The 16,358-nt window shown below is 58.4% G+C and carries 14 protein-coding genes; 6 read left to right on the top strand and 8 right to left on the bottom strand.

The annotated features are described in order from the left end of the window. Nucleotides 1-128: 128 nt before the first annotated feature. The 6 genes from HNQ81_RS09390 (at nucleotide 129) to HNQ81_RS09365 (ending at nucleotide 8,906) form a co-directional block, all read left to right on the top strand. Nucleotides 129-1,571 (top strand): ATP-grasp domain-containing protein, encoded by a 1,443-nt coding sequence (locus HNQ81_RS09390; protein WP_183350677.1) that lies wholly within the window; start codon nucleotides 129-131, stop codon nucleotides 1,569-1,571. Then, nucleotides 1,555-3,138 carry a KamA family radical SAM protein gene (locus HNQ81_RS09385; RefSeq protein ID WP_205240283.1) on the top strand — a complete coding sequence of 528 codons (1,584 nt, stop codon included), beginning with the start codon at nucleotides 1,555-1,557 and terminating at the stop codon, nucleotides 3,136-3,138. The genes HNQ81_RS09390 and HNQ81_RS09385 overlap by 17 nt, the downstream gene beginning before the upstream one ends. After that, entirely contained in the window at nucleotides 3,107-4,312 is a 1,206-nt protein-coding gene (locus HNQ81_RS09380; protein ID WP_183350675.1) for a M20 family metallopeptidase, read from the top strand. The genes HNQ81_RS09385 and HNQ81_RS09380 overlap by 32 nt, the downstream gene beginning before the upstream one ends. Before the next feature lie 308 nt (nucleotides 4,313-4,620). Beyond that, entirely contained in the window at nucleotides 4,621-5,604 is a 984-nt protein-coding gene (locus tag HNQ81_RS09375) for a TAXI family TRAP transporter solute-binding subunit (RefSeq protein ID WP_183350673.1), read from the top strand. Nucleotides 5,605-5,773: 169 nt separating this feature from the next. Continuing rightward, complete coding sequence (locus HNQ81_RS09370; RefSeq protein ID WP_205240285.1) at nucleotides 5,774-8,380, top strand: TRAP transporter permease; 2,607 nt, start codon at nucleotides 5,774-5,776, stop codon at nucleotides 8,378-8,380. Between the two features lie 31 nt (nucleotides 8,381-8,411). Beyond that, a complete protein-coding gene (locus HNQ81_RS09365) occupies nucleotides 8,412-8,906 on the top strand; it encodes a universal stress protein (protein ID WP_183350671.1) in 495 nt (164 codons plus the stop codon). An 84-nt stretch (nucleotides 8,907-8,990) separates the two neighbouring features. Here the strand turns inward: HNQ81_RS09365 and HNQ81_RS09360 are convergent, their stop codons facing one another. The 8 genes from HNQ81_RS09360 to HNQ81_RS09325 all read right to left on the bottom strand — a co-directional run bounded on the left by HNQ81_RS09360 (nucleotide 8,991) and on the right by HNQ81_RS09325 (nucleotide 16,355). Beyond that, a complete protein-coding gene (locus HNQ81_RS09360) occupies nucleotides 8,991-9,425 on the bottom strand; it encodes a PaaI family thioesterase (RefSeq protein WP_183350669.1) in 435 nt (144 codons plus the stop codon). A 92-nt stretch (nucleotides 9,426-9,517) separates the two neighbouring features. Beyond that, complete coding sequence (locus tag HNQ81_RS17575; protein WP_183350667.1) at nucleotides 9,518-9,718, bottom strand: DUF488 family protein, N3 subclade; 201 nt, start codon at nucleotides 9,716-9,718, stop codon at nucleotides 9,518-9,520. A 47-nt stretch (nucleotides 9,719-9,765) separates the two neighbouring features. Then, nucleotides 9,766-10,212, bottom strand: a complete 447-nt coding sequence (locus tag HNQ81_RS09350) for a glycine zipper domain-containing protein (RefSeq protein WP_353740487.1) — start codon at nucleotides 10,210-10,212, stop codon at nucleotides 9,766-9,768. Between the two features lie 143 nt (nucleotides 10,213-10,355). After that, entirely contained in the window at nucleotides 10,356-12,314 is a 1,959-nt protein-coding gene (locus tag HNQ81_RS09345) for an esterase/lipase family protein (RefSeq protein ID WP_183350665.1), read from the bottom strand. Between the two features lie 193 nt (nucleotides 12,315-12,507). Further along, a complete protein-coding gene (locus HNQ81_RS09340; RefSeq protein ID WP_183350663.1) occupies nucleotides 12,508-13,335 on the bottom strand; it encodes an Lnb N-terminal periplasmic domain-containing protein in 828 nt (275 codons plus the stop codon). Nucleotides 13,336-13,663: 328 nt separating this feature from the next. Then, entirely contained in the window at nucleotides 13,664-14,338 is a 675-nt protein-coding gene (locus tag HNQ81_RS09335) for a DUF3313 domain-containing protein (RefSeq protein WP_240191764.1), read from the bottom strand. 39 nt (nucleotides 14,339-14,377) lie between these two features. Then, on the bottom strand, nucleotides 14,378-14,959 hold the full coding sequence (locus HNQ81_RS09330) for a lipid-binding SYLF domain-containing protein (RefSeq protein WP_205240287.1): 582 nt from the start codon (nucleotides 14,957-14,959) through the stop codon (nucleotides 14,378-14,380). Between the two features lie 91 nt (nucleotides 14,960-15,050). Beyond that, entirely contained in the window at nucleotides 15,051-16,355 is a 1,305-nt protein-coding gene (locus HNQ81_RS09325) for an anaerobic sulfatase maturase (RefSeq protein WP_183350661.1), read from the bottom strand. Nucleotides 16,356-16,358 lie beyond the last annotated feature (3 nt).

Here is a 16,358-nt window from a genome sequence, read left to right as displayed (position 1 = left end):
CAGCCCGCGACTAGAACACGCCTCCGCCAGCCTTCACCTGCATCGAGCCAACTCTGTGGATTCCAGAATCCGCTGCAGTACCGCGGCGACCAACGAGACCTATCCCCAAATCCAATTAAGTGAAAAAAATGGAAATCCAAGGTGATGACGTACTTTTTTCGAATTTTACCTACAACCCCAACTTTTATTATTTTCTTTATGTCGGCGACCTGAAAAACTATCCGCTGAACAATTTCGTCAAAGAGACGCTCGAACGGCGACTCGGACGCCGCGATGTGCAGTTCATCGCCATCGTGCCCGATGTCTGCATCCAGTACAATTATGCCAATGTCATGGTGATCAACCCGATCGCCCATGAGGACATGATCACCAACCACCATTTCAGCGGCATGAAAACCCCGCCGCGGATGAGCTGTCGGCTGAAGTCGTCCATCTTCATGAATGCCGTGTCCAGCAGCCCGACGGTGCGGGCGCTGATCAACCACATCCTCGAGAACCAGAACCAGCTTTACGTAAACCTCTACGAAAGCGTGGTCGAGATGACCCTGGACACGATCAGCAGGGTATCGATACTTGGGCCGGACAAACATATCGCCAAGAAATACAACAACAAGGTCTTCCAGCATGAAATCCTGCAGGATGTCGTCCCGATGATAGAAGGGTTTCGTTGCACAAGCCGGGAGCAGTTGCTGGCGACCACCCAACCGCTTTTTGCGCAATGGCCGGAGGGGGTTTTCGTCTCCGCCGCCTACTCGGCCGGGGGGGCCAACTCGTCGATCACCCACAGCCAGCAGGAGGTTGCCGACCGCTTCCAGGACGAGGAGAGCGAGTACCTGGTCACCCGCTATATACCCCACGATCTCGACCCGACCGTCCTGGCCGTCGTGGCCAATGAGAACGACGTCTATATCGCCGGCATCGCCGACCAGAACATTGTCGACGGCAACCGTTTCATCGGCTCGTCGTTCCCCTCACTGGCCAGCGACGAACAGATGCGCCTGTTGCGTAAATATACGGTCAAGGTCGGCAGAGTACTGGGCAAGGCCGGCTATCGGGGTATCTTCGGTTGCGACTATCTGATCGACAGGGACGGGAAGATCTTCTTTCTCGAAATCAATGCCCGCAAACAGGGAACGACCCTGGAATTCTGCTTCACCCTCGAGCAGACCCTGCCGGAGGGGTCGCCGATGCTGCCGGAGCTCGAATATTACGCCGTGACGGAGAATCGCTTCCCGCCGCAGACCGTGGAGATGAACGGCAACCACCGCAGCATCCACTGGGCAACCCATAACTACAAGATCACCAAACAGAAACTGACAACAGGGTATATCCCCCAAAATCCATACGAGAGAGAGACCTTCAGGAAGATCGCGAAAAAAGAACTGATCAAGGATTTCGTGATTCTCGAGCACCTCGGCACCAACTTCCTGGTCTCACCAGGCACCTTTCTTGCCCGGGTAGTCTCGGTGGCGCGCAATCGCGACGATGTCGCCGAGGGAATATGCCAGGGAGTCGGTTTTATCCAGCAAACCATTACAGAGGTGGAATCCGACAATGCACTGCAACAATAACCAGAAAACGGTAAATGGCGAAACGCTCGACAGCTTCACCATGGATCTTCTGAACACGCTCGCCCAGCCTGCAACCGGGGCTGCCGCACCTTCCACGCAGGAACGGGAGGAAATCAATACGCTGGCTGACAAGGCAAACACCACACAACTGACCACCCCGATCATCACTCTCTTCGCCCGCCTTCTCGAATTGCACCGGGCCGGCAAAGGGACTCCCGGAGACTTCGGCCTCAACCTTTCTGACCTGGAAAAACTGGCCGTCAAGCACCAGCGGATCGACGAGCACATGGTCTCGGTCGGCGGTCGCCTGACCCGGGCCCGACCGATTGCCGCCAGCGCCAATCGCCGGGTCGATGCATATCTGGCAGCCAAGGACAGCATCGCCCCGAGCGGCATCGAGGCCTGGGACCGGATTCTCGAGAACAAGGCGCGGATCATGGCGGAACTGGGCATGGACGAAGCCGCCTGGAACTCTTTCCCCGGCCAGATCCGCCACGCGATCGATTCGGTCGCGGTCCTGGCCAGGCTCATCGACCTGCCGCCGGCCCAACTCGAATCGATCGCGAAGGTGACCCAATCCTACCGGATGCGGCTGACCCCTTATTACACCAGCCTGATCATGCCGGGAGCGATCAACGACCCGATCATGCTGCAGTCGGTGCCGACCGGCGAGATGGTGGAGAACGCCGGCATCGAGATCCCGCCGGTGGCTGCCGACCACTCCCCGGCCCGCCTGGTCGACCAGTTCTATCCGCGGGTGCTGACGATCAAGGCCACCAACATGTGCGCCATGTTCTGCACCCACTGCCTGCGTCTGGCCCACATCGGCCGCAAGGACCAGGTGTATGCGAAGGAGGCCTACACCGAGGCGCTCGACTATATCCGCGCCAACGACCGGATCCGCGACGTGCTGATCACCGGCGGCGACGCCTTTGTCCTGCCCAATTCGATGATCGAATGGCTGCTGGCGGAACTGGACGGCATCGACCATGTCCGGCTGAAGCGGCTCGGCACCCGGATACCGGTCACCGCACCGATGCGGGTCGACGACGAACTGCTCGACATCCTCGAGGCCAGCAACGACCGCAAGCCGATCCGGGTCGTGACCCAGATCAACACCGCCCAGGAAATCACCCCGGTGTCGCGCGAGGTCTTCCGCCGGATTTCGAAACGGACCTTCGCCGTGCTCAACCAGGCCGTACTGCTGAAGGGGATCAACGACACCCGGGTCAAGATGTGGAAACTGTGCGAGACCGTGCACGAATCCTATGTCCGGCCCTACTACCTGTTCAACTGCAGCTACCGCAACCCGCAGTTCGCCCACTTCCGCGTCCCCCTCGAGGTCGGACGGGACATCGTCGAGTCGATGTACGGCAACATCTCCGGCGACGCCATTCCCCGCTATATCGCCACCGCCGGCGGCAAGATCCCGCTGCACCGCTCCAACGTGGTGAGCCGGGAGGGCAACGACGTTATTCTCAAGAAACCGTGGAGCGGCGAGGAGGTCAGCTATCCCGACGCCGACCCCGAGATCTATGCCAACGAACTGTTCGCCTTCAACAGATAGGCAGGTCATGCGGGAGCGGATCGACCAGTTCTGCCGCCGGGAGGAGGGCGGGATGTTCCGCCTGCTGCAGGATCTGGTCCTCCAGCCCAGTTTTTCCCGGTTCAAGCAGGGGGTGGACGCGGTCGGGGCCCGGCTCGCCGCCAGCCTGGAGACCTCCGGGATGGAACTGGAGACGGTGCGGCAATCCGAATTCGGCGATCACCTGCTGTTTCGCACCCCCGCCTGCCGCGACGGCCGGCCGGCGCTTCTGCTGTTCGGCCATATGGACACCGTGTTCCCGCTCGACAGTCCCTTCAACTGGTACAAAGATCAGGACGGCACGGTATCCGGCCCCGGGGTGATCGACATGAAGGGCGGGCTGGTCGCCGCCGTCTACACGATCAAGGCCCTGGCCGAATGCGAACTGCTGGCGGACATACCACTGACCTTGCTGTGCAACTCCGACGAGGAGATCGGCTCCCCCTCCTCCACCACCATCTTCCAGGCCGAGGCAGGGCGGAGCCTGGCGGCCCTCGGCTTCGAATGCGGCGGCCTGGGCGGCGAGGTCGTCACCGGGCGCAAGGGCCGGTCGGGTTACCGCCTGATCGTGACCGGGCGCGCCGGCCATGCCGCCTCCGCCGGCGCCGACAAGGCCAGCGCCATCCTCGAACTGGCCCACAAGGTCATCGCCCTGGAAGGGCTCAACGATCCCGGCCGCGGCATTGTCGTCAATGTCGGCGTAATCGATGGGGGTATCGGCCCCAACACCGTCAGCGACCATGCCGTCGCCGAGATCGACACCCGCTTCCTGACCCGAGCCGATGCCGAGGCAACGGCGGCACGCATGGCCGGGATCGCCTCCCACTCCACGGTTGCCGGCACCACCGCAGCGTTGCAGTACGTCGGCGGCCGGCCGCCGATGGAGCAGAACAGCCGCAATTCCGGGCTCTATCAGCTCATCCGCGCCGAGGCGGACAAACTCCACCTCCCCTGCGTCGAAGAATTGCGCAGCGGGGTGTCCGACGCCAACACCATCGCCCAACTGGACATCCCGGTCGTCGACGGGATGGGCCCGATCGGCGATGGCGACCACAGCGACCGGGAGTATATGCTCCGGCAAAGCCTGCCGGACCGGGTCCGGCTGGCCGCCTGCAGTATCCTGAGCATTCGGGAACGAGGATTCGGGTCCGGTTGACATACCATTCCGGTGGCGCTTATCATCGCCAGGCACCTGACCCAGATTTCTTCCGACCGTTCTGATGATTCTATAATTAGTTGATATCAAATTATTTTAATAATACACCCCTATAAACGGACGGAGGAAAAATCTTGACGAATGGGGAAGTATTAGTGTTTGCTGGTATCTGACTGATGACGTACGATGCTGATTGCATTGATGTTCCAGGCCTGCTTCCGGCATGATGCACGGCAGTGTACGGTGAACCTGTCCCTCACCGGGGCTCCGGTATATGGGAAGACCACTCAATTCCAAGGAGGAAAACGATGAAAAGAACTACCTCGCTGTTAGCCGCAGTCGCCTTCGGTTTCGTCATGCATTTCGGGGCCGCTGTCACCCCGGCCGGCGCTGCCGATCAGAAGTTCATCACCATCGGCACCGGCGGCGTTACCGGGGTGTACTACCCGGCCGGCGGCGCCATTGCCCGTCTCGTCAACAAAGGAAAGAAAGATCACGGCCTGCGTGCCACCGTCGAGAGTACCGGCGGATCGGTGTACAACGTCAACGCCGTCGTTGCCGGCGAGCTCGACTTCGGCGTCGTCCAGTCCGATGTCCAGTACGATGCGGTCAAAGGTGTCAATAAATTCGCCGAAAGCGGGCCGAACAAAGACCTTCGCGCCGTCTTCGCCCTGCATCCGGAACCGTTCACCGTCGTCGCCCGTGCCGAAGCCGGGATCAAGAATTTCGAAGACCTGAAAGGCAAACGGGTCAATATCGGCGATCCCGGCTCCGGTCAGCGCAGCACCATGGAGGCAGTCATGGGCAAACTGGGCTGGAAGATTGGAGACTTCAAGCTGGCCTCTGAACTGAAGGCCGCCGAGATGGCCGGCGCCCTCTGCGACAACAAGATCGATGCCTTCGCCTACACCGTCGGTCATCCCAACGGTTCGATCCAGGAAGCCCATACCGCCTGCGAGGCGGTGCTGGTCAACGTCACCGGCCCGGCCATCGCCGAACTGCTCGCCGCCAATCCTTACTTCAGCGAGGCCGTCATCCCCGCCGGCATGTACCGTGGCAACGCCGCCGACACCAAGACCTTCGGCGTCAGCGCGACGATCGTCTCATCCGCCCAGGTCCCGGCCGAGACGGTCTATCAGGTGGTCAAAGCCGTTTTCGAGAACTTCGACGAGTTCAAACAGCTCCATCCGGCCTTTGCCATTCTCGACAAGAAGCACATGGTCAAGGACGCCCTGTCCGCGCCGCTGCATGATGGCGCGGTGAAGTATTTCAAGGAAGCAGGCTTGATGTAGGCCCGACCGAACCGGGCGGGGGGGCATCGGCGTATACCGACACTCACCCCGCCCTGGCGGCCCGGAACGCTTCCATCGCCCGCTTCACCGCTTGCATGCCTTTTTTGAATCGACGCAGAGGGGTGTGACGCAGATACAACACAAATTCATCCACAGACAGGGAATGACTATGGCGACCGAGACAAAAAATCTCCTGACTGCAGAAAAACTCGAACAGATGGTGGCCGAGATCGACAGCGGCGGCCGCGCCCCGCACGGCCGAATTTCCAAAGGAGTGCTGTTTTTCGTTCCCCTGCTGTGGAGCCTGTTCCAGCTCTGGTATTCATCCCCGCTGCCGTTTCTCCTCGATTTCTTTGTCATCAACGATACCCAGGCCCGGTCCATCCACCTGGCGTTCGCCATGTTTCTGGCCTACACCGCCTTCCCGACCTTCAAGTCATCACCGAGGAAGTTCATCCCGATCCAGGACTGGATTCTGGCCCTTGTCGCCGCCTTTGCAGCCGCCTACATCTACCTCAACTACACCGGGCTCTCGACCCGGCCGGGAGCTCCGATCACCTTTGATCTGGTGGTATCCGCCGTCGGTCTGATCCTGCTTCTCGAGGCCACCCGCCGCGCCCTCGGCCCGCCGCTGATGGTCATCGGCACCCTGTTCATCATCTACGCCTTCGCCGGCCCCTACATGCCCGATATCATCGCCCACAAGGGGGCGAGCCTGGTCAAGGGCATGTCCCACTACTGGCTGTCGACCGAAGGCGTCTTCGGTGTCGCCCTCGGGGTCTCGACCGGGATGGTCTTCATGTTCGTCCTTTTCGGCTCGCTGCTGGAGAAGGCCGGCGCCGGCAATTACTTCATCAAGGTCGCCTTCGCCGGTCTCGGTCACATGCGTGGCGGCCCGGCCAAGGCCGCCGTCGTTTCCTCGGCGATGACCGGGATGATCTCCGGCTCGTCGATCGCCAACGTCGTCACCACCGGAACCTTCACCATCCCGCTGATGAAGAAGGTCGGGTTCACCCCGGAAAAGGCCGGCGGCATCGAATGCGCCTCCTCGGTCAACGGCCAGATCACCCCGCCGGTCATGGGCGCCGCCGCCTTCCTGATGGTCGAATACGTCGGCATCTCCTATCTCGAGGTCATAAAGCACGCCTTCCTGCCGGCGATCATCGCCTACATCGCCCTGGTCTATATCATTCATCTCGAGGCCTGCAAGATGGGCCTGCGGGGACTGCCGAAAAGGCACAAAAAGACCCTGGCCCAGTCGTTGCTCGGCATGGTGTCGGTCCTGCTCGGGGTGATACTGATCGGCGCCGCCACCTACTACGGCCTGGGATGGATCAAGACCTTAGCCGGGGAAGCGGCGATCTATATCGTCGCCGTCCTCGCCCTCGCGGTGTATCTCATCCTTCTCTACGTCGCCTGTCGCGTGCCCGAACTCGAATTCACCACCGACATGGATGAACTGCCCGACCTCGGCCAGACCGTTCAGGCCGGCCTCTATTTCCTGCTGCCGGTCGTGGTGTTGATGTGGTGCCTGACGGTCGAGCAGCTCTCACCCTCGCTGTCGGTGTTCTGGGCGACCGTGCTGCTGCTGGTGATCGTTGTCTCCCAGCGGCCGATCAAGGGTTTTTTCCGCAGGATCCATGGAGAAGAGTTCAGCTTCCGCCGCGGCATCGACGACCTCATCGCCGGACTGGTCGCCGGCGGCCGTAACATGATCGGGATCGGCGTCGCCACCGCCGCCGCCGGCATCGTCGTCGGCACCGTCACCCTGACCGGCATCGCCCTGGTCATGACGGAGTTCGTCGAGTTCATCTCGCTGGGCAACATGGCCCTGACCCTGATCTTCACCGCCCTGTTCAGCATCATCCTCGGAATGGGCCTGCCGACCACCGCCAACTATATCGTCGTCTCGACCCTGATGGCGCCGGTCATCATCAGCCTCGGGGCCCAGAACGGGTTGCTCATCCCCCTGGTCGCCGTCCACCTGTTCGTCTTCTATTTCGGCGTCCTCGCCGACGACACCCCGCCGGTCGGCCTGGCCGCCTTCGCCGCCGCCGGCATTTCCGGCGGCGATCCGATCCGCACCGGTATCCAGGGTTTCATGTACGATATCCGCACCGCCATCCTGCCCTTCGTCTTCATCTTCAACACCGAACTGCTGATGATCGGCATCGGCTCCACCCTCCATTTCATCGTCGTCGTGGCCGGTGCCCTCATCGCCATGCTGGCCTTCGCCTCGGCGACCCAGAACTACATGCTGACCCGCAACAAGCTGTGGGAAACGGCGCTGCTGCTGCTGGTCGCCTTCATCATGTTCCGCCCCGGCTTCTTCTGGGACCGGATCTTTCCGGAACTGGAGACCCGGTCGGCGACGGAGCTGGAACAGTTCGTCAGCGACCTGCCATCGGGGAAACAGCTGCGCCTGACCCTGAAGGGCGAGAAGATGAACGGCGACGAATTCACCATGGTGGTGTCGCTGGCGGCCGGGAAAAAGGCCCCGGCTCAAGAACGGCTGCTGGCGATGGGCTTCAACACCCGCAACGAGGACGGCCGGGTCTTCATCGACAACGTCGTCTTCAACAGCCCGGCGGAAAAAGCTCGCATCGACTGGGACCAGGAAATTCTCGATCTCCAGGTGCTTGCCGATCGGCCGCCCAAGCAGTGGATGTTCATCCCGGCACTGGTTCTGCTCGTCCTGGTGTTGTGGTCACAGAAACGGCGGGCCAGGCGGAGTGCCGGGCCACAGGTCAACCAGCCTACGCAAGCATTCAACTGAAACGATGTGATCGGCTGATCAAGGTAAGGATATGATAAAAAAAATTCTAGTACCTATCGCCTTCTCGAAATTTACTGAAGGAATGCTGCGGTTCGCCGCCGAAATAGCCGGGGCCTGCGGCGCCGAGCTGCAGCTCATCAACGTCATCAACGAGCGCGATCTCGAGGCGGTGCAGAAGATCACCGCCTTCGGCTACAAGGTCGACACCGAGCACTATCTCCAGACCCTGATCCAGGAACGACGGGAGGAGATGGCCCGCCTGCTGGAAAAGGTCGGGCTGAACGGTGACGAGGTGACCTTCCATTTCGAGGTCGGCAATCCGGCCGAGAAATTACTGCAGCTGGTGGTGAAGGAAAACATCGATGCGGTCGTGATGGGGGTGAAGAACCGGGACATCAGCACCCTGTTCACCGGTTCGGTGGCCGAACGGGTTTTTCACCGCTGCCCGGCCACGGTCATCAGCTATCGCGACCCGGAGATTGCCACCCACCTGCGCAAGAGGGTATTGAAGCACATGCATGAATAGCTGCCGGATAGCGTTGGCAGGCCGCGAATCCGTCCAGGAAGTGTGCCTGCCGAGGTCGGGCCGTTTTTGCCACCGGGTGGTTGACTAGTCCGTCAAGCCCGTATCTTGTCGTGCGACCATGGTGGCCATCATCGTCGCCACCAGTTTCTCCTGCCCATCCCTGACCGCATGCACTTCGCCGAAGCAGACCGTCAAGGTGCGGCCCGGCTTGAGCACCCGGCCGCGGGCAATCAGTTTTTCGCCCTCGGCCGGCGACAGGAAATTGACTTTATATTCGGCAGTCAACACTGCGGCAGAGGCGGGCATCATGGTCAGGGCCGCGTAGCCGCAGGCTGAATCGACAATCATGGTCACGACCCCGGCATGCAGGAAGCCATGCTGCTGGGTGAGATCGGAACGAAACGGCAGCTCGACGGTTACCGCACCGTTTTCGACTGCCGTCAGGGTTGCCCCGATAGTCGTCATCACGCTTTGACGGGCAAAGCTGTCTCTGATGCGCCTGGCGATACTGTTCTCCATGGAAACTCCTCAGGATTTCAATTGGTCACGGGCTGACGTTACGCTGCCGCGCGGTGTACTTCGGCTCACACCCATTGATACCGGCGCGTACTTTACGGCCAGACCATCCGGATATATTCCAATAAAGCTACAGCATGGTTGTATTCCACCGCCTTCGCCGCAGTGAGCAGGGTAACCTTGTCGTTTTCCATGTAACGCAATACCTCATTCACTGCTTCTCTGTCACCATCGAGTTCGGCAAAGTACCGTTTCTTGACCTCCGGTCCTGCTGCAGTTTCAACAAAGAGTACCACCTAAAAAAAAGCCCATGACCCTCACAAGACTTTTTCATTTTCATCGTCTATTTAACCACATAGCCTTTCCCTTCCATGCAGGCGCCGAAAGCCCTGTTGAATTGCCGGACCATCCCTGCTTTAGCATCCTGTGCCTGCTTTGCTTGAGATTGTCTATTCTGCCGCGCCTGACGACCGCCGGCCATTGTACCGGCCACAGCACCTATACCGGCCCCTGCACCGGTATCTCCGGCAATGGCACCAATCGCCGCTCCGCCAACTGCGCCCCTGGCCGCCCCTCTGACACGCTCACCTCCACCGACTGCCGGTCCTGACGGGGGCGGGGGCGCACCTGCAACGGCGACAGGATCAATGCCGGTCTGCTGTTTTGCCCAGGCGTAACATTCCCCCTCATCCTGGTTCTGCTGGTTTGGGGATTGGCCTTTTGAAGGGTATGGAATCACTCCAAGAGAAGATGAAATAGATTGTTGCGCCAAGGCAATGTCGAACCCCATCACGAGGATGCAGATTGCCATAGCCGTCGTAACACTGAAAATCCAGTAAATTTTTTGCTTCATCACATTTCTCCCCATTCGAATTCATGTTTTTAGAACATCTGAAATTTTCACAAAACTCCCTGAGCGATCCCCTCCATCCATCATGGTATCAATGCACCTGTACCGGCAGGTGAACTCTGACTCTCCTGCAGATGCGCCAGAAGAATGCGGCGCACTTCCTCGATGACCAGGGGATGCCCCTGGCAGGAATGGTTGTGCCGGACCAGGAACTCGGATTCAACATACTCCACATGGGCGCTGGTATATTTGACCACGCCGTCATCGCCTTCAGGGGGTTTTTCATCGCCGTCGATGGCGATGATGGAATGGCCCTTGACTCCCGGGCCGAGGGGAATCTCTGCCAAGGTCTTGATCGTCGGGTTGTCGGGCGACATGACATCCAGACTCGTCGTGGCAATGAACTGTTGCGCCTGGGCCTGGGAGATTCCCAGGTTGACAACGGATTTCATCAGGTTGGCCGTTGACTGGATCACCCCTCTGGGGAAGGACACCATTTTCAAAACAAGGGTCCGAACCCAGTTCTTGGAGAGAAAACTGCCCCGGTGGGGGGTCGAAATAAAGATGACGCGTTGCACAAAGGGCAAGGCAGTAAATACGGCTTCTTTTTCAATGCGATCCCGATCCTCTTCCGTCACCTGGAGTTCCGCCAGCGCTTTTCCCGTCGCCATCCGCACAAAGGCATCGCCGACATCGGTGGCGGTCAGTTTGGTCAGCAACCCTCCCTGGCTGTGACCGATGATGACCATTTGGTGCAAAGCGGCATTCGTCCCCTCCGGGTCCACCTTCTGCACCTGTGTGCTGAGAGCTTCTCTCAGCTCTTGCGCAGAGATGCCGATCCGCTTGCCGCTGTCGTAGAAAAAATTCCATAGCTGGTATTTCTGGTTGATAACGGGATCGGCGCGGAGCGTGTTGACCATTTCCGCCCAGGCAATGGGACTGCTGAACGTACCGTGAACAAAGACTATCGGGATCTTGCTCGGTTGATACGGCTGCATTAAGAGGAGGCCGGCTTTGACATAGCTCGTTCCGTGGAGAAATTCATTTATGCCCGCCCTCTGGACATACGGTTGATCGATCGTATATGCCATTTGCGCCGTAACATCGCTTTCCAGAGGGATTTTCTTATCGCCGACCTCGATTTCCGTCTGATCATAGGCGGAGTACACTTCCAGGGAGCCAACACAGGTCCCTGCCGTGATCTCCTGCAACCGGCAATCAAAGCGCAGAAAAAGAGTTCCCGGACTGGTTCGAAACATCGGAGCGCCTTCCGGTTTCTTCTCAACCGCAATAAAAGGCGCCCCCATCCCTGCCTCCCGGTTTCTCCTGCTCAGACCCCTGATGCCGAACCGGTCGGTCGAAATGAATTTTTCATACAGTTCAATCTCATGATGGAAATTCCTGGCATCGACGGAAAAGCTGAAACGACCGACCGGCAGTTCCACCTGGGTGGGGACAATCTGGAGATTGCCGTCGGCATCGGCCAGGGCTTCAGCCAGGGCGCCGTTATACAGATCGCAGGCGATCCGGAATCGTCGTTCAAAGGGGTTGGGAGAGTCCAGCCATTCTTTGCCCAACAGATAAAAATAGGCATAGATTGCCGAGGCAAAGAAGTGCCTGTGCGACCGGCTGATCCCGTCCCGCCGGCAGCGCATCCCGCTATAATAATGGAGTTCAGCCAGGGCAAAGAGCAGTTCGCTACGGTAATCTTTTCCCGCCTCGTGATGGAGAAAAGTGAGAACCTGCTGGGGATCGTCGTTAAAGGCCTGGAGCAGGTTGAAACGGATCAGGACATCACGGGAAAACCGGCTGTAATCGTCGGCGTTGACGGCGCTTATATTGATCTGCGCCTGGGTATCACGGGGGTGGTTTCGTTGTACACCCACCGAAGTGGCGCAACCGGTAACACCGAGGGAGACGATGAGAAGCAGGAGAAGGGCTCCCTGCCGGTACAACCGGGTACAGCCCTTCTTCTCAGACCACCGTCTGGTGCTGAACAACCATGTACGACAGTCGGCCTGCATTGAAAAAAAATTTCTCATACCCAACTCCTGTGAAGCCCTGTCGATGTCTGAAATGACGAGGGGGCAATGTATCGCAAGTTTGTTTTTGCCGGCAAAACTCCAGGAAATTTTTTCTCCATTACGTCTCGTCAGGGTGATTGATGAGCTTTCTTTCCCACAAAGGAATCTCCAAACAATGTGGTGACAGGATCCAGGTCTACGTTGATGTTGGTCAAGGTTTCAGGGCTGTGGGATCTATCCCCGGCAGTCCGTCACGAATACGCCGAGAGAAGTTGGAATCCTGATCGGCCTCTTTGGCCTTGGAATTGATGATGCTGTGTTGTTTCAGTTCGGCAAAAGGGAGCGAAGTATCGAGCGTCCCTTTTTCGTAGGCAAGCTCATCCGCATAACCGTTGGCCAGCAGCCGCCAGTCCCATGCGACCTTACGAAAATAGGGCCGGGTATGGCCACGTAACTGGCTGGTACAGTTGGTTAACAGGGCGTTGTACCATTCGGGCGTATCTTTCAACCGATTGATCGAACCCAGGTAGTCGAGGAAGACATCCTGAAATACTTTCTTGTCGCCTCGGACCCGGTACAGATACGCCGTTTCTCCCTGTCGATAATTGGTCCGCAACCGCACCACGTCCCGTTCGTCCGCCACCACGTAGGTCAGTTCGTACTGCCGGAAAAATCCCCTTGTGGTGGAATATCCCTCTCCCAACTGCTTGCGGGCCTCGATGGAAACGGCCACGTACTCCCGGTCATTGAAACCGAAACTGAGCATAGTGTGGACCACACTCCCCAACCCCCAATCCACCAGATAGAGATCGATGCTGGTCAGCGAATCGAGATCAAAGGTTTTATCGTAATGCTGAACCGTGAAATCGGTTTCGGTGCGGTAGTCACAATTGCGAATGTTGTGCAGAGTGACCTTGTCGCCTGCGAAAGTGGCGTAGGGCAGCAGGGCCACATCGGGTTGCCAGTTCCGGTTGTTGGAGGGTTTCTTCAGCAAAAAGAACACGAGCACCAGGGCGAAAAGTACGGCAAAGAGGATCATTGCCCTTTTCCAGGTACGGGCTATCAAAAAAAACAGAAGGGATATCAGGACAAAACCCGCCGCTGCCACGGTCGACAGGGTGCCGGGGAGAGAGGCGGAGTAATACAGGGACAAGGCTCCCCAACCCACCAGGGGCAGAGCACATATCAGGGCTATGAACGAACGGAGCTTATGCATGTGCTTGCGCGGGCAGCAAAACAGTACGATTAGAAAAGTGCGTATTCCCGGCAATAGCCGAAGCCGAGTTCCAGTTGTCATATCTTGAGTTTACCTTCATTCCAAGGCCAGACCGGAATGAGACGAACGAACATCCGCTGAGCGGCGATGCCTAATTGCCTGCACCATGCGCTTTATCCAAGGTCACCCGGAGTCTTTTGGCCCAGAACTCAAAAGCATCCTTGGTGGCGCCGAGCTTGCTGAAGCCGCTCATCTTCGAACCATTGAAGGTATCGATGGCGGCAGCAAGGCGTTCGTTAGCCATCGAATCGCGGATCTCGACCTCCATACTTGCACCCCCCACCCCCGAATAGGAACCACCCACCGCCTTTTTGCCGACGCTGACGGCCAGGCCTACCGGCAGCACCGTGGTTATCCCGCTCACTGCCGGATTGCTCGTCACGATATCGGTGATCGCCACGCGAATCCGCAGGACATCGGTTCCCGGCTCGGTGACCAGGGGATAAGCGGTACCCAGGGCCTCGAAGATCGCGCGATGAAAGGTATCGGCGAGTTCATTCAGTTCGCTGGCATGGAGCCCCTGGGTGGCGGCATCTTGCTTCAGGAAAAATTGGACTTCGTCGAGCATCACTCTGTTATATTTCCTCAGATCCGCCCCGGGCGTAATATAGATCTGGTCCATTCCGTCGGACGGCCCTGGCTGGAATTGCGGTAAATCTTGTAGAAAACCGGAGTGTTCAACCTTGGCCATCGCGGCACAGCCGCAGAGTACGAACCCTGTCAACAGGATCACCAAAAGTTTCGAGACTGATTGCATGTTGTTCATTGTGCACCTTTCCAAAAGTTTTTTTTGCCGGTTGGTTTCTTAATTTTCCGGAGTGATCCGAGTAATCTTGCTGCCCTGGATGCCGATGCCGGCCATCAGTCCCTTCTGTTGGAAAATAAAAGCGTAGATCCCGGATTGGGCCGTGGTGGTCGTCAGTGAACGGGCAACCCCTTCATCCACGATGACAATGCTGGGGCCGACGCCTATCTCCCATCCCCTGCTTTGTTTGAGATGGTTCAATCCCGCATTGTCGATAAAGAACAGGGCATACCCGAAAGATTGCGCCCCCGCCTGCAGACCGTAGGAAGCCGCCACCGTCCTGTAATAGCCGAAGGTCTTGCCGCCGATACGAAGCGCGCCCTCGCCGTATTGCCCACCAACGACGAGCCCCGCCTTGATGATGGAAGGAAAGACCAGGATACCTTTGGCCACTCTTGCCAGATTTTTTGCCGCCGGGGTGGTCCGGTACAGGGTCTGCAGGGCCCCGTCCACGTCACGGTCGATTTCACCGGCCGTTGCCGCCTGCGACATCCGGGGCGCCGCCAGAAAGACAACCGTAAGCAACAGCGCTATGAATCCCGACAGTCTTGTTTTCAAGGTTCCTTCCGTTGTTTGTTTCATGTGTTTCCTTCCTTTTTTGGCTGAGATTATGAGGCCCCTTGTTCGGCGCTGTCTTCGTTGAAGCCAGTCTGCGCTGCCAGGAGCCCCGCCGTTACCGTCGTTCGGTTGTGTTCGGATTGATGGATAGAACCAGTGGCCCCTTCACCGCCTCCATCACCAGCGAAACGGGAAGGTCGTTTTCCAGCAACTGCGCCATAACGCGTAAATATTTGCGGATATGGAGAAAAAGTTTCTTGTAGCCCGCACACAGAAACTGCAGTCCTGGTTCATCGTCATAGGTTCTGGCGAAACGATGTTTGGGGCATCCTCCCTGGCAGGCAGCCAGGACCTCACATTCCCGACACCATCGTGGCAGGGCCGACTCCTTGCTGATGCCGAACTGGGTGTGCAGCGATTTCTCCACCATGAACGGCAGGGTATCGGTCAGGATGTTACCGAGCCGGAACTGAGGGTAGACGCAATGATCGCAGGCATACAGGCTGCCGTCATGCTCGATCACCAGCGAACGGCCGCACTGTTTGGCGTGGACGCAAACCGTTGCAGGAGCACCAATCCAGGCATTGAGGGCCCATTCAAAATTCATGACAAAGATTGTGCCCACATCATGCTGCACCCAGTTCTCGAAGACCTCGATGAGGAAGTCGCCGTATGCTTCCGGCAAGACCGTCCAGTCGCTGACCTGGGTATGCGTTTCAAGCGTGTCCAGGGCGGCGGGCGCAGCCAGCCGGAGCCCGATCCGCGCTGACTGCTCATCGGCCAGGCGCTCGACCACCGGGACAAACTGGATATATTCGACCCCGGCATCTTTGAAAAATCTATAGATCTCCAGCGGCTTTGCCGCGGTCTCGCGGGCGACGCTGGCCATGACGTTGTACTCCACACCATGCTTTTGCAGCAGTTTCAAGCCACGCATAACCGCATCAAAGCTGCCCTTTCCCCTGGGGTCGCGGCGATAGCGGTCATGGATCTCCTGCGGACCGTCGAGGCTGAGACCGACCATGAAGTTCTGTTCGCGCAAAAATGCGCACCAGTCGTCGGTCAGCAGCGTGCCGTTGGTCTGCAGGGCGTTGTTGATGGTTTTCCCTTCGGCACATGACCGCTGCAATTCGACAACCCGCCGGAAAAAATCAATGCCCAGCAGGGTAGGTTCCCCGCCCTGCCAGACAAAATCAACAACAGGGCTGGGTTGCGAGCTGATGTAGTTCGCGATGAATGCGGACAGAACCGCATCGGACATGCGGTACTGCCTGTCAGAATTGAACAGCGCCAGTTTCTCAAGATAAAAGCAATAATCGCAATTCAGGTTGCAGACCGGACCAATGGGTTTGGCCACGACGTGGATCCCGTGGAGGGGAACTTCCCGAGTTGTACCTGTATCGGTCGATTGCGTGCGCATGCT

It is taken from the genome of Desulfoprunum benzoelyticum, from assembly GCF_014201505.1.
GTDB lineage: Bacteria > Desulfobacterota > Desulfobulbia > Desulfobulbales > Desulfocapsaceae > Desulfoprunum > Desulfoprunum benzoelyticum.
The sequence above is the reverse complement of the archived record's forward strand: the minus strand, read 5'-3'. Positions and strand labels throughout refer to the sequence as shown.

Bases quoted from the DNA above. Each gene is read 5' to 3' on its own strand.
- HNQ81_RS09390 (WP_183350677.1), top strand. From the start codon at position 129: ATGGAAATCCAAGGTGATGACGTACTTTTTTCGAATTTTACCTACAAC.
- HNQ81_RS09375 (WP_183350673.1), top strand. From the start codon at position 4,621: ATGAAAAGAACTACCTCGCTGTTAGCCGCAGTCGCCTTCGGTTTCGTC.
- HNQ81_RS09360 (WP_183350669.1), bottom strand. From the start codon at position 9,425: ATGGAGAACAGTATCGCCAGGCGCATCAGAGACAGCTTTGCCCGTCAA.
- HNQ81_RS09330 (WP_205240287.1), bottom strand. From the start codon at position 14,959: ATGAAACAAACAACGGAAGGAACCTTGAAAACAAGACTGTCGGGATTC.
- HNQ81_RS09370 (WP_205240285.1), top strand. From the start codon at position 5,774: ATGGCGACCGAGACAAAAAATCTCCTGACTGCAGAAAAACTCGAACAG.
- HNQ81_RS09380 (WP_183350675.1), top strand. From the start codon at position 3,107: ATGCCAACGAACTGTTCGCCTTCAACAGATAGGCAGGTCATGCGGGAG.
- HNQ81_RS09350 (WP_353740487.1), bottom strand. From the start codon at position 10,212: ATGGGGTTCGACATTGCCTTGGCGCAACAATCTATTTCATCTTCTCTT.
- HNQ81_RS09340 (WP_183350663.1), bottom strand. From the start codon at position 13,335: ATGATCCTCTTTGCCGTACTTTTCGCCCTGGTGCTCGTGTTCTTTTTG.
- HNQ81_RS09345 (WP_183350665.1), bottom strand. From the start codon at position 12,314: ATGAGAAATTTTTTTTCAATGCAGGCCGACTGTCGTACATGGTTGTTC.
- HNQ81_RS09385 (WP_205240283.1), top strand. From the start codon at position 1,555: ATGCACTGCAACAATAACCAGAAAACGGTAAATGGCGAAACGCTCGAC.
- HNQ81_RS09325 (WP_183350661.1), bottom strand. From the start codon at position 16,355: ATGCGCACGCAATCGACCGATACAGGTACAACTCGGGAAGTTCCCCTC.
- HNQ81_RS09365 (WP_183350671.1), top strand. From the start codon at position 8,412: ATGATAAAAAAAATTCTAGTACCTATCGCCTTCTCGAAATTTACTGAA.
- HNQ81_RS09335 (WP_240191764.1), bottom strand. From the start codon at position 14,338: ATGAACAACATGCAATCAGTCTCGAAACTTTTGGTGATCCTGTTGACA.